This is a genomic window from Rhodospirillales bacterium, assembly GCA_023898785.1.
Taxonomy (GTDB): Bacteria; Pseudomonadota; Alphaproteobacteria; order Micavibrionales; family Micavibrionaceae; genus TMED27.
On the sequence record CP060239.1, the window covers coordinates 2,105,303 to 2,118,065 of the forward strand.

Below are 12,763 nucleotides of genomic sequence, written 5' to 3' on the forward strand. Positions count from 1 at the left end.
ACGGGCCTTGGCCCGTGGAGTTTCACAGTTTTTTGTGTTCCCGGTGAAGGATATAGAGGTTGGAGGCGATGATGATGGCGGTGCCGATGAAGACCGGCCAGCCTGGGGCGATGTGCCAGATCCATATATCAAAGCCTGTGGCCCAGATGAGGCCTGTATAGTTAAAGGGCCCGAGCAATGAGGCTGGCGCACGCTGGAAAGCCAGTGTGAGGAACAGTTGGCCGAGGCCGCCGCTGATGCCTATGCCGAGCATAACAAATGCGGATTCTGGGGTGGGTGTAGTCGCCACCCAGGGCATGAACAGGCCCGGTACAATCACGCCGCCGACGAAGAAATAAAAGGTTATTGTGAAGGCGTTTTGGCTTTTGAGGGCGCGTAGTAGGACCTGCATGCAGCCGTGGCAAGTGGCTGCACCTAGAGCCATGGTAACGCCAATGGCCGTGACATTGGGTGAAGGCTGGGCGACGATTATCACGCCTGTCAAGCCAATGGCGACAGCGATCCAGCGGTGGATGCCGATATATTCTTTGAGGAAGAAATGGGCGAGTACGGGAATAAGCAGTGTGGACATGAAAAACAGCACTGTGGCGTTGGCCATCGGTAATTCCTGCACGGCGGCGAAGGTCAGGTAGAGTCCAATGGTGCCGATTGTTACGCGCAGCGCTAGTGTGAAAGGCTGGCCGGTTTTGAGCAGGTGGTATTTGTGCGTTATTACAATATAGGCGCAGCACGGTATGATTGCCAGCAGGTTCCGATAAAAGACGATCTCCATGACGTGGTGCTGGCCGGTGAGCAGCTTATTCATTGCGCTCATGACCGTGAAGCAGAAAAAGGCCGTGCAGGCGAAAGCGACGCCGTGCAGGATTTTATCCTGATGAGGCGGGATTTTGGTCTTGGTTGGTTTTGCGTCATTCATTGTGCGTGTGCTTTTCATCAAAAAAAGGGCCGCGAAAATATCGCACCCCTTTAAATTTTTTTACACTGTCATTCCGATGGATGCCGGAATCTTTTGTTTTTTTGTATAAGATCCCGTTTGTTTATGTTCGACCTGCGGTCTCACCAACGGGATGACGGTTTGGCTACAGCGCGCTGCGCTTGCCAAGCAAACCGTCAGTTTTTGGCCTTATCAACCAGTTTGTTTTTGCCGATCCAGGGCATCATGGCGCGAAGCTTGGCGCCGGTTTCCTCGATCGGATGGGCGGCATTTTTTTCGCGCATTTCAACAAGTTTGGACAGGCCTTCCTTGTTGCCGCCCATGAAGCCTTCGACGAATTTGCCAGACTGGATGTCTTCGAGGATGCGTTTCATTTCGGCTTTGGTTTCGGGCGTAATCACACGCGGGCCGGAAACGTAGCCGCCATATTCGGCGGTGTTGGAGACGGAATAGTTCATGTTGCTGATTCCGGCTTCATAGATCAGATCGACGATCAGCTTGGTTTCGTGCAGGCATTCGAAATAGGCCATTTCGGGCGGGTAGCCTGCTTCGACCAATGTTTCGTAGCCGGCTTTGATCAGCTCTTCCAGACCGCCGCATAGCACGGCTTGTTCACCAAACAGGTCGGTTTCGCATTCGTCTTTAAACGTTGTTTCGATGATGCCGGAGCGGCCACCGCCAACGGCGCTGGCGTATGACAGGGCGAGGTCTTTGGCTGTGCCGGAAGCGTTTTGCGCTACGGCGATCAGGCACGGCACACCACCGCCTTTTTGATATTCGCCGCGGACAGTGTGGCCGGGGCCTTTCGGAGCGACCATAATGACGTCAAGGTCGGCGCGCGGTTTGATCAGGCCGAAATGGATGTTCAGGCCGTGGGCAAACATCAGGGCTGCGCCTTGTTTGAGGTTGGGTTCGATGTCGTCGCGGTACAGGTCGGCCTGGTGCTCGTCCGGGGCGAGGATCATGACGACATCAGCTTCGGCTGCGGCTTTGGCCGGGGGTATGACGGTGAAGCCTGCACCTTGTGCTTTGGCGGTGGATGCGGAGCCTTCACGCAGACCGATGATCACGGTTTTAACGCCGCTGTCTTTAATGTTTTGCGCGTGGGCATGGCCTTGTGAGCCATAGCCGATGATGGCGACTTTCTTGGCTTTGATCAGTTCGAGATCACAGTCTTTATCATAGTAAACATTCAGGCCGGTCGTGTTTTCAGGCGTCGTTTGCGCCGCTGCTTGTGTCATAATCGTGAACCTTTTTTAAATTCTATATTTGTGAACCGCATAAAACAGCCTTTGGACGGCTAAATCAAGCTATTATTTGTTGTTATTTCAGCGCTGCATCGACTGCGCCGGTTAGTTTTTGCATCTCTTTAAGGTCGCCCTGAATTTCATAGCCTTTTTGGCCGATGATGCGACCGTCCAGATCAATGTTATAAATGCTGGCACGGTACGACATTTTAAAGGGGCCGAATTCTTCCATAAACATGCAAGTATAGCGTTCATCATGCGGGTGAAAGCCATCGGTTATGGTTGCATTCAACGTGACTTCGCGATAGCCGCTGCCCAGACCTGTGGGTTGGCGCAGAGTTTGCGAGACGATTTTTTCAATTCTATCGCCCTCGTAAAGAAACACTTCGATACCGGCTTTGCAGCCTTTGACCAGCTTTGTATCTGCTGTTTCACGGTCGATGCAGCCTGTTAATAGCAGGGTTGATCCAGCAAGCAGTGCGAGGGGCAAATTTTTCATGGCGTTAATCCTTATCATCATGGGTGGTAGAGCCGCGGGAAATGGCGGCAATGCCCGTGCGGCTGACATCGACGAGGCCTAAAGGCTTCATTAAGTCAATGAAGGCGTTGACTTTTTCTGTTGTGCCAGTGAGTTCAAAGACGAAAGATTCCAGCGTGGAATCGAGCGGTTGAGCGCGGAAAACATCGGCAAGCCTTAAGGCTTCGATGCGTTTTTCTCCGGTGCCGGCAACTTTGATGAGCGCTAGTTCGCGCTCTATATGCGGGCCGAATGTGGTGAGGTCGCGCACACGCTTGACGGGTACGATCTGCCGGAGCTGGGCCTTGATTTGTTCGATAACCGCTGGCGTGCCTGAGCAGACGATGGTGATACGCGAGGTGTTTTCCTCGTGATCGGTTTCGGCGACGGTCAAGCTGTCGATATTATAGCCGCGGCCGGTAAAGCGGCCAATGACGCGGGCTAAAACGCCCGGTTCGTTTTCTACGACAATCGCCAGCGTATGGCTTTCTTCTTCCTGCTGCAACGGATTTGGCGCATAAACGGATTTTGAATTGCGGTTTTTCTTTTTGATTGCCTGGATCATAATCTTGATGTCCTTGTTTTAGTCTTTATACCAAACTCTTATCGAACTTGTCAGCATCGGGGGACAGGATCATTTCATTGTGAGCCTTGCCGGAAGGGATCATCGGGAAGATGTTTTCTCTTTGGTCAACGCACACATCAACGATTGTCAGGCGATCGGTTTTGAGCATTTTTTCAATGACATCATCAAGTTCATCCGGTGTTTCAGCGCGCAGACCAACACCACCATAGGCTTCGGCAAGCTTGACGAAGTCGGGCAGGCTCTCGGAGTATGTCTCAGAATAGCGCTCGCCGTGCAAGAGTTCCTGCCACTGGCGGACCATGCCCAGCCAGCTATTATTTAGAATAAAGATCTTTACCGGTAGTTTGTATTGGATGGCGGTGCCGATTTCCTGAATGTTCATTTGGACGGAACCGTCGCCGGAGATATTGACAACCAGAGAATCTTTGTGTGCCATTTGTACACCGACGGCGGCGGGCAGGCCGTAGCCCATGGTGCCAAGGCCGCCGGAGGTCATCCAGCGGTTGGGTTCATTGAACGGCAGGAATTGCGCGGCCCACATCTGGTGCTGGCCAACCTCGGTGGTGATGTATTTTTCGCGGGGGTCTTTGGCAAGCGCATCGCGCAGGCGTTCGAGCGCGTATTGCGGTTTGATTACCGTGTCGCTGTTTTTATAAGCGAGGCAGTTTTTTGCGCGCCAGCCTTCGATCTGTTTCCTCCATTTGTCCAGCGCTTCACGATCGGCTTTATAACGGTGTTTTTTCCAGACATCGATCATCATCTTGAGCGCGCTGGCGGCGTCGGCAACGATGGGAATGTCGACATGGATATTTTTATTGATTGAGCTGGGGTCGATATCGATGTGGATTTTGGTGGAATGGGGTGAGAATTTATCGGTGCGTCCGGTGACGCGGTCGTCAAAGCGTGCGCCGATATTGATCATGACGTCACAATCATGCATCGCGAGGTTTGCTTCGAATGTGCCGTGCATGCCGAGCATGCCGAGCCATTGTTTGTCGCTGGCCGGGTATGCGCCTAGGCCCATTAATGTGGAGGTGATCGGGAAGCCCGTTTCTCGGACGAGTTCGCGCAAAAGCTTTGAGGCTTCGGTGCCGGCGTTGATAACGCCGCCGCCGGTGTAAAAAACAGGTTTTTTAGCGTTGGCCATAAGGGCGACAGCAGCTTCGATTGCTGCGCGGTCGGCTTCCGTTTTGGGTTGATAGGTTTGCAGGGATGGTTTTAGCGCTTTTTTATAAGCGCCTTTTGCAAACTGAACGTCTTTAGGGATATCAATAACTACGGGCCCGGGGCGGCCAGAGCGCGCGACGTGGAAGGCTTCGTGTATAATATCGGCAACCTTGTTGGCGTCCTTTATTAAGTAATTATGTTTGGTGCAGGGGCGCGTGATGCCGGTGGTGTCTGCTTCCTGAAATGCATCGGTGCCGACCAGGAAGGTCGGGACCTGTCCGGTGATGCAAACGAGGGGAATGGAATCGAGCAGGGCATCGGTCAGGCCGGTGACCGCATTGGTTGCGCCGGGGCCGGAGGTGACGAGCGCGCAGCCAACTTTGCCGGTTGAGCGGGCGTAGCCTTCGGCAGCGTGGAGGGCGCCGCCTTCCTGGCGGACCAGGACGTGCTTGATTTTGTCCTGATTTTTGAAAATTTCATCATAGATGGGCAGAACCGCACCGCCCGGATAGCCAAAGACAACTTCAACACCCTGGTCGATCAGGGCTTGAATGATTATTTCCGCACCGGTCATCTGATCGGGGTTGTTCGGGGTGGCTTTTGGGGCGTGGTTTTTTGCTTCTGTTGTGCTCATCATTTTCTCACTTTAATAAAATTGCATTTGTTTTAACGTCTTCCACAGGCTTTACGCAATATAAAACAAAGATTTGGGCCATAAAAAAACGCCCTTTGATCAATGTCTTCGGGCGCTTGGTCGGTTTGAAAAAATTGACAGATCCTAGTGCGCCCGTGCCTCCACCAGAAGTACGACGAGGTCGCTGACGACGTTCACGAGGATGTTGTTCAAAGTTTTCATGTCTCTTTTCTAACGCTTTTCATGGTCTTTTGTAAACACTTAAAGCGTTTTTTCGGATTTTAGTGATCCTCTGTTTTGGAGGAAGGATCGCTTAGCCCTTAAAAACGCTTTGGTTGTATGGCCTGTTTCGCGGCCTTTTATACAAGGTTTGTCCTTGGTCTTTGTTTTGGTTTCGACAGACCGTTTTTTATACACCCTTATTAGAAAACCGCTTTTTTACGTTTGTCCGTGTCTGTCTTGATAGATTAACTTAAGCATTAAAATTACTTTTTGTCAATATAAAAAGTAATAAAAATACGTATTTTTACTTAAAAAGAAATAATATTACTTTATTGAGTTCAGTTTTGGGACTGATTTGCGGTGCAGTGCAATCGGGCAAAGGGTTTTGAGTCTAGCCAGAGGTGTTGGCTATGTTGTAGAAAGAGCGTACTAAATCGCTTTGGAATGCCGCTGAGGCACTGGCGTATCCGCATTTGGGATATAGGCATCAAAAACAGACGCGACAATTCGTACCATCATCCGCGCCTTGGGATTCATTGTCAAAACGCGCCCCTCCATCTGAACAAAATCAAGCCCTTTATATGGTTCAAGCGCCGCAATCTCTACATCCAAATGCTCTTGCTCAAAACCATGCCGGGCGCACAGCCCCCCCACATCGACGCCAAAATCACACATCAACCGCTCAATCACATCTGCGCGCAAAGCATCTTCTGCACTGATCGGACAATATTTCGCCGCCGTGAGCTTGCTCGCCAGAATCTGCTCGCGATAAAGCGGCATATCCACCGCATTTTGAACATACCCACCCGGCAAGAAACCAATAGAAGATGCCCCGACCCCAATCAACGCATCGGCGGCATCATCTGTGTATCCTTGAAAATTCCGCCGCAAGCGGCCTTCTTTTGCCGCCTGTACCAGCGGATCATTCCCCTTTGCAAAATGATCAATTCCTACCGGGAAATAGCCTGCCTGCTCTAACGCCAGCGCCCCCGATTCAAACAAATCGAAACGCATCGTTTTATCGGGAAGCGCGCCCTCATCAATCAAACGCATATGCTTTTTCATCCACGGCACATGTGCATAACCAAACAACGCCACCCGGTCAGGATCAAGCGCAATCACTTTTTCAATCGTTGCTTTCATCGTTTCCGGCGTCTGATGCGGCAAACCATAAAGCAAATCCATATTGACGCGATCAACCCCGCGCCCGCGAAACAACGCAACCGCCTTCTCACTAAGCTCAAAAGGCTGTGGCCGGTTCACAGCCTCCAAAACATTGTCATTAAAATCCTGAACGCCCAGACTAATCCGGTTTACGCCATTATCGGCATAGGCCTGAACGCGTCCTTCGGTCAGCTCCCGCGGATCAATCTCAATGGCAATCTCGGCAGTTTCTTCAATTGTGAAACTCTTGCGGATACGGCTCATCACCAGATCAAAATCCCGTGCCCGCAGCATCCCCGGCGAACCGCCGCCAAAATGAATATGCGAGATGCGCTGCCCCTTATCGCCCAGCGCATCGGCGAGAATCTCAATCTCGCGGATCATCAAATGTGCATAATCCTCAACCGGTCCGTAACGCTGCGTGATTTTGGTATGACACCCGCAATACCAACACATTTTCGGACAAAACGGCACATGAAGATAGAGCGACAACCGCGACCTTTCCGGTAAACGGCTAAGCATTTGCGGATAAAGCTGTTCGTCCTCAAGCGGCTGAAAATGCGGTGCGGTCGGGTAGCTCGTATAACGCGGCACTGGCCGGTCAAGCTTCAACATGGTTTCTCGCAAGTTACAACGCATTTTTAAGGCCTTAATGTCGCGGTTAAGCGCTTAAGCCACAACTTTAAAAACTGCGCGTTCCACAATCTTCGCAACTTCCTCGGCATCGGCGTTTTTGCGCAGAATATTGCCAAAGGACAAAATACCGGTCACCTGGCCTTCGTGATTACGGACAATTAAACGGCTTACATTGTGGGAACGCATCTTATCGGCGGCATCCTCAAGGAAATCCTCTTCGTTGCAGGCATAAACCTTATTGGTCATGTAATCGCCGACTTTGGCTTCATCCGGGTTCTTGCCTTCCGCAAGCGCGCGTATCACAATATCACGATCTGTGATCATCCCTTGCAAATTATCGCCGTTTCCCACGGGCAATACACCACAATCGGCCTCTTTCATCTTCTGCGCTGCTGTCGTAAGGTTATCATCTGCGCCAACTCTGACAACCGTTTCGGTCATCAATTCACTGACTAGTGTTTTGTGCATAATAAAACTCCATCTCTAACTTACCCCTCACAATGAAGAGTATTGTTCGTTCCGATCCTAAAGCAATATCAAAAAAGCAAAGGACGCTGCAAGAAACAAAGCCTGCTTTTTTGACAAATATCAAGTGCTTGCTTTGGCATTTATGTTTGGCTCATGGCGTAGAAATAGAAAAAGGATCTTGCCATGTTGAAGCATCTATGCGGTGTTTTGGTTGCCGGGGTAGCGTTTGTTGCCGCGCCTTTAGAGGGCTTAGCAACGGACAGCGAGCGCGCTATGTTGGAGACGATGTTTAAAGAAGCAGACATTATTCCTGACGGCAAACTTGATGAGGGAGAGTTTGATATGTACCATTTTTCTGCCTTCGTTGGCATGGATTCCAATCATGATGGTGTTTTGGACAAACGGGAGTGTAACGATGATTGCTTTGGCTACAATGCGGGGAACGGTGTGACCAATCAGCAGTCCAGGCCCTATCAAAAGCTGGAGTTTGCACAGACACCTTACCGCTTTGATGCCATTGATAAGAGGTGGTCTCGGTTCTTCGGCCAGCTTTGCGGCGAAGTTAAGCTACGATCGGTTGGTTATTGTCATGCCGCCTGCCTGTGGTTTTGTTTCTCCGGGTGAAGGGCGCGGCCGCCGGAGCCGTTAGGCGGAGGCGGCAAGCCCGAGGCCGGAGAAACAAAATTTCGTTCATCATAAACGTCGTCCGGGGTTTGTCCATCAAATACCGAATGCGGCCTCTGCGCGTTGTAAAACGCCAGCCAGCGCCCGATATCCCGCCTGGCTTGCAGGCCGCTCTCGAACGCGTTCAGATACACGCATTCATATTTCAGACTCCGCCACAGCCGCTCGATGAACACATTGTCCATCCAGCGGCCCTTGCCGTCCATCGAGATCGCGATCCCGTTTTCTTTCAGGACGCCCGTCCACGCGTCCGCCGTGAACTGGCTGCCCTGATCGGTATTGAAGATCTCCGGCGGCCCGTAGCGGGCGATGGCTTCCTCCAGCGCCTCCACGCAAAAGCGCGTTTCCATCGTGTTCGACAGCCGCCAGGCCAGCACCTTCCGGCTGGCCCAGTCCATGATCGCTACCAGATACAAAAACCCGCGTTTGACAGGGATGTACGTGATATCCGCGCACCATACATGGTTCGGGCGGGTGATCGTGAGCCCCTTGAGCCGGTAGGGATAAATCCGGTGGCCGGGATGCGGCATCGAAGTGCGCGGCCTTTGATAGACCGCCTCGATTCCCATCAGGCGCATCAGACGCCGCACGCGGGTGCGGCCTACCTCGTACCCCTGACGGCGCAGATGCCGGGCCATCTGACGGGACCCGTAAAACGGGGTTTGCAGGAATTGCGCGTCAATCAGCCGCATCAGCGCCAAATTGTCCGCGCTCTCCCCGCGCCGCTCGTAATACCAGCCAGAGCGGCTGATCCCCAGCAACCGGCACTGCGCCGCGATGCCGATATTGTCATTGGACGGGTCTACCATTTCCTGCCGCCCCCGGACCGCAACCGGGCGGAGGCATCGGCTAAAAAATCACGTTCCACTGTCAGCTGTCCGATCTTGGCGTGCAAGTCCCTGACCTCGGCGTTATGCGCGTCCGCTCGCGATTCCAGCTTGCCCGCAAAACCCGCCTCCAGCGCAGCCAGAGCCTCCTTCTTCCAACGGTGAATGACCGTCGCATGCACCCCGTAACGGGATGACAGCTCCGTGATCGGCGCGTCCTCCCGCAACGCCGCCAGCGCAACCTGCGCTTTAAACTTCGCCGGGTAGTTCTTCCTTGTCTTACTCATAATCCATGACCCTCCTTCGGTCATAGATCGTAGCTTAACTCACTGTCCGAATTCTTGGGACCACCTCTATCGCAGCATAAAATGCGTTGATAGATTTTGATCAAAATCAAGAAATCAAATTTTGAGTCTTGAGATAAAGAATCCGCAAGGCATGCAGCCAACCCGCCAGATTTGCACTGACGAGATACACTAAAACAGAGGTTTTTGTGATTATTTAATCTAAAAATCTTGCTCCATGACCGCTATCGAGCTGTTCTTCAAACATATCAACATGCTCTTCTACAGCCGAGGCATCTTCAAAAGTGGCCACATGGAAGGCGGCATCTCCCTTATTGACAAGCGGAAGCGTTACAGCGCCAACAATAATGCCTGTTCTGCGGGCCAGAACTTCGTGTTTTTCTCTGCCAAATGGGTCGGAAATAACGCCAAGGATTTGTCCTTTTTTTACGCGCTGCCCGATTTTCTTTTTTGACGATAAAATACCGCTGTGAGGTGCGCGTATCCAATGACTGGAGCGGGCAATAAAAACCTCCTTGGTTTTCGTTTTGTTTTTTTGCGGAAGCATACCAATTTCACGCATGACAGACAGCACACCTTGCAGACCGCTCTTAATGACTTTTCCATTAAACCTGAGGGCTTCTCCACCTTCAAAAAGCAGGGTTGGTATGCCCAGTTCGCGCGTTGCTTCGCGCAGGGATCCGTCGCGCAATTCAGAATGCATGACAACAGGCACATTAAAAGCCTCTGCCATGGCTTGTGTCTCAGGATCATCAAGGCAAGCGCGTATCTGCGGGAGATTAATGCGATGAATGGCGGCGCAATGCAGATCAATGCCGTGAGTACATTTTTCAACGATTTCCTTCATAAAGATATGAGCAAGCTGTCCTGTGAGCGAACCGGTTTTGGAGCCGGGAAAACTTCGGTTTAAATCCCGTCGATCTGGTAGATATCTCGATTTTGTATTGAACCCGAACACATTAACAATCGGCACGGCAATGAGCGTTCCTTTAATATGGCTAAGAGTTTTTTTGGTCAGAAGCTGGCGAACAATTTCAATGCCGTTGAGTTCATCTCCATGTACGGCGCCGCTGACGAATAACACCGGTCCGTCCTGTTTTCCACGGATCACCTCGATAGGAATATTCATATTCGTGAAATCGTAAAGCTTGGCAACATCGAGATAAACACGTTTACGTTCTCCCCGTTTGATTATCGTTCCGCCTATAACAAGATCTTTTGTCATCTTGGCTATCCTTTATTCTCCCGGCTTTTCTTTGGTGAATGCACATTCTTTTCGACATGTTCAATCATTAATCCCGCAATATCTTTCTTGGATACAGCTTCTATACCTTCCAGGCCAGGAGAAGAGTTTACTTCAAGCACCAGCGGACCACGTTTTGAGCGGATCAAATCCACACCTGCTACATCAAGGCCCATTGCTTTTGCCGCTGAAACGGCTGTTTTGCGCTCTTCAGGTGTAATTTTAACTTTTTCGCCCTTACCGCCGCTATGAAGGTTGGAACGAAAATCTCCATCTTGCGACCTGCGCATCATAGTTGCGACAACCTTATCGCCAATAACGAAACAGCGAATGTCCGTGCCGCCAGATTCCTCAATAAACTCCTGAATAAGGAAGTGTGCATCCAGCCCTCTAAAAGCTTCAATAACGCTTTCTGCAGCCTTTTTTGTTTCAGTCAGGATAACGCCTTTTCCTTGTGCACCTTCCAATAGCTTGATGACCAGTGGTGCGCCACCTGCGACTTCGATAAGATCGTCAATATTGCTGGTTGAATGCGCAAAGCCTGTAATTGGCATGCCAAGCTTTTTACGCGATAAAATTTGATGTGCCCGCAGCTTATCACGGGATCGTGTGATTGCCAGCGACCCATTCAAGGCATAAATACCGGACATTTCAAATTGCCGTACAACAGCGGTTCCATAAAAAGAGACAGAAGCAGCAATTCTCGATATCACTGCATCAAGGCGCAGAATTTTATCTTGGTAATGAATTTCATTGTCTACGGAATTGATGTTCATAAAGCATTTAAGCGGATTAACAACCTGTACCTCATGTCCATGCTCCTTTGCTGCCTCGACAAGGCGCATGGTGGAATAGAGCGTTGGGCCACATGAGAGAATACCGATTTTCATGATGTTTCCTTTTTGGCTTTAAATTTTTGTAGTGGAGATCGTTTTCTCAATCGCTTTAAATTCAGCTGCGAAATAATATCGTAATGCTTCACCATATACAGCCATAAAGGCGTAACCAGAAGGCTTAAAGATATAATGGCCACAACGTATTTATAACCATCTTCCCGAATAGTGTGTGCAGCCAGTCCCATCGCCGCTAGAATAAAAGAAAATTCACCGATTTGCGCTAAAACTGCGCCTGTGACGTAGGCTTCTTTCTTCTCCACGCCCTGCCAGCGCAATACGGCAATATTGACAATGGTTTTTAGAAGCATTGTGATAAACAAAAGTAAAATGGTTGTCAGCAGATGCTTTTGTAAAAATTGTAAATCGATTAACAAGCCAATTGAAAGGAAAAATACCATAATCATGACATCGAATATGGGTTTGGTGTGCTCTTCCATTTTTTTATGGTTCATGGTGTTCCCAATAAGAAGCCCTGCTAAAAACGCACCATAGGCCGCAGAAAGGCCAAGCAAACCGGCTAGCGCCGAGGCCGTGAAACAAATAGCCAGACTTGTAATCGCCGTTTGCCCACGCATGAGCTTATCGTGAAAAGCATCAATTTTTTTCCAAACTTTATCAAATATCTTCGGCCTTGAGGTGAATAGAAACACAATGCTGATCATTACAAGCAATGCAACGGCCATCTTGATAATGCCCGCATAGTTAAATCCTTCATCTGTGCTAAGCGCTCCTATAATCAAAATCATCGGGATAACGGCAATATCCTGGGCAATCAAAATACCCAGACTGCTTTCTCCAATGTGCGTAGATCTTAAGCCTATATCGTCCAGAATTTTCAAAGCAACAGCTGTGCTGCTAAGCGCAATGGAAAAACCCAACAATATAGAGCGATTAAGCGGCCAGCCTAAGAGAAAACCAAGTGCCAGCATTGCAGACAGGCCTGCAGCAATTTGAACTCCGCATGTAACAATGGAAACTTTGGCAACTTTTTTAAAGTTGTTAAGATTGAGTTCCATTCCTGCAATGAAAAGCAAAAGCAAAATGCCAAGCTCTGCCATCAGCGAAATTTCTTCACGGCCCTGAACAACGCCAAGCACGGAAGGGCCAAGGATAATACCAACGATTATATATCCAACAAGAACAGGCTGTTTGAGTTTTTGAAAAACCGCCCCGCCAATAAATGCAGCGGCCAAAACTGTTGCGAGATGTGTTAAGGCGTAATGTTCATCCATA

Annotated in this window: 11 protein-coding genes and 1 pseudogene; 1 reads left to right on the top strand and 11 read right to left on the bottom strand. The window is 50.2% G+C overall.

Annotation, left to right across the window (positions count from 1 at the left end; genetic code table 11):
- Window positions 1-22: 22 nt before the first annotated feature.
- The 7 genes from H6859_10505 to H6859_10535 all read right to left on the bottom strand — a co-directional run bounded on the left by H6859_10505 (window position 23) and on the right by H6859_10535 (window position 7,548).
- On the bottom strand, window positions 23-916 hold the full coding sequence (locus H6859_10505) for a DMT family transporter (GenBank protein USO05540.1): 894 nt from the start codon (window positions 914-916) through the stop codon (window positions 23-25).
- 194 nt (window positions 917-1,110) lie between these two features.
- On the bottom strand, window positions 1,111-2,130 hold the full coding sequence (gene ilvC, locus H6859_10510) for a ketol-acid reductoisomerase (protein ID USO06764.1): 1,020 nt from the start codon (window positions 2,128-2,130) through the stop codon (window positions 1,111-1,113).
- A gap of 127 nt (window positions 2,131-2,257) precedes the next feature.
- Window positions 2,258-2,680, bottom strand: a complete 423-nt coding sequence (locus tag H6859_10515) for a hypothetical protein (GenBank protein USO05541.1) — start codon at window positions 2,678-2,680, stop codon at window positions 2,258-2,260.
- Between the two features lie 4 nt (window positions 2,681-2,684).
- Window positions 2,685-3,260 carry an acetolactate synthase small subunit gene (gene ilvN / locus H6859_10520; GenBank protein USO06765.1) on the bottom strand — a complete coding sequence of 192 codons (576 nt, stop codon included), beginning with the start codon at window positions 3,258-3,260 and terminating at the stop codon, window positions 2,685-2,687.
- Window positions 3,261-3,288: 28 nt separating this feature from the next.
- On the bottom strand, window positions 3,289-5,025 hold the full coding sequence (locus H6859_10525) for an acetolactate synthase 3 large subunit (protein USO06766.1): 1,737 nt from the start codon (window positions 5,023-5,025) through the stop codon (window positions 3,289-3,291).
- Between the two features lie 711 nt (window positions 5,026-5,736).
- Window positions 5,737-7,110 carry an oxygen-independent coproporphyrinogen III oxidase gene (gene hemN, locus H6859_10530; GenBank protein ID USO05542.1) on the bottom strand — a complete coding sequence of 458 codons (1,374 nt, stop codon included), beginning with the start codon at window positions 7,108-7,110 and terminating at the stop codon, window positions 5,737-5,739.
- Between the two features lie 30 nt (window positions 7,111-7,140).
- Window positions 7,141-7,548 carry a CBS domain-containing protein gene (locus H6859_10535; GenBank protein USO06767.1) on the bottom strand — a complete coding sequence of 136 codons (408 nt, stop codon included), beginning with the start codon at window positions 7,546-7,548 and terminating at the stop codon, window positions 7,141-7,143.
- Window positions 7,549-7,758: 210 nt separating this feature from the next.
- Between H6859_10535 and H6859_10540 the strand changes: the two genes are divergently transcribed.
- On the top strand, window positions 7,759-8,199 hold the full coding sequence (locus tag H6859_10540) for a hypothetical protein (GenBank protein ID USO05543.1): 441 nt from the start codon (window positions 7,759-7,761) through the stop codon (window positions 8,197-8,199).
- 68 nt (window positions 8,200-8,267) lie between these two features.
- Here the strand turns inward: H6859_10540 and H6859_10545 are convergent.
- From H6859_10545 to H6859_10560, 4 genes and pseudogenes are all read right to left on the bottom strand, one after another.
- A pseudogene (locus tag H6859_10545) lies at window positions 8,268-9,373 on the bottom strand (IS3 family transposase).
- Between the two features lie 214 nt (window positions 9,374-9,587).
- Window positions 9,588-10,616: a succinylglutamate desuccinylase/aspartoacylase family protein gene (locus H6859_10550; protein ID USO05544.1), complete on the bottom strand. Its 1,029-nt coding sequence runs from the start codon at window positions 10,614-10,616 to the stop codon at window positions 9,588-9,590.
- 5 nt (window positions 10,617-10,621) lie between these two features.
- Window positions 10,622-11,524, bottom strand: coding sequence for a 30S ribosomal protein S6--L-glutamate ligase (gene rimK / locus H6859_10555; protein USO05545.1), 903 nt, complete (start codon window positions 11,522-11,524; stop codon window positions 10,622-10,624).
- Entirely contained in the window at window positions 11,521-12,762 is a 1,242-nt protein-coding gene (locus H6859_10560) for a cation:proton antiporter (protein USO05546.1), read from the bottom strand. The genes rimK and H6859_10560 overlap by 4 nt, the downstream gene beginning before the upstream one ends.
- Window position 12,763: the final 1 nt, after the last annotated feature.

What these genes read in the sequence shown, in the direction of transcription:
- H6859_10505 (USO05540.1), bottom strand. Translation starts at nt 916, where the DNA reads ATGAATGACGCAAAACCAACCAAGACCAAAATCCCGCCTCATCAGGAT.
- H6859_10515 (USO05541.1), bottom strand. Translation starts at nt 2,680, where the DNA reads ATGAAAAATTTGCCCCTCGCACTGCTTGCTGGATCAACCCTGCTATTA.
- H6859_10525 (USO06766.1), bottom strand. Translation starts at nt 5,025, where the DNA reads ATGACCGGTGCGGAAATAATCATTCAAGCCCTGATCGACCAGGGTGTT.
- hemN (USO05542.1), bottom strand. Translation starts at nt 7,110, where the DNA reads ATGCGTTGTAACTTGCGAGAAACCATGTTGAAGCTTGACCGGCCAGTG.
- H6859_10535 (USO06767.1), bottom strand. Translation starts at nt 7,548, where the DNA reads ATGACCGAAACGGTTGTCAGAGTTGGCGCAGATGATAACCTTACGACA.
- H6859_10540 (USO05543.1), top strand. Translation starts at nt 7,759, where the DNA reads ATGTTGAAGCATCTATGCGGTGTTTTGGTTGCCGGGGTAGCGTTTGTT.
- H6859_10550 (USO05544.1), bottom strand. Translation starts at nt 10,616, where the DNA reads ATGACAAAAGATCTTGTTATAGGCGGAACGATAATCAAACGGGGAGAA.
- rimK (USO05545.1), bottom strand. Translation starts at nt 11,524, where the DNA reads ATGAAAATCGGTATTCTCTCATGTGGCCCAACGCTCTATTCCACCATG.
- H6859_10560 (USO05546.1), bottom strand. Translation starts at nt 12,762, where the DNA reads ATGGATGAACATTACGCCTTAACACATCTCGCAACAGTTTTGGCCGCT.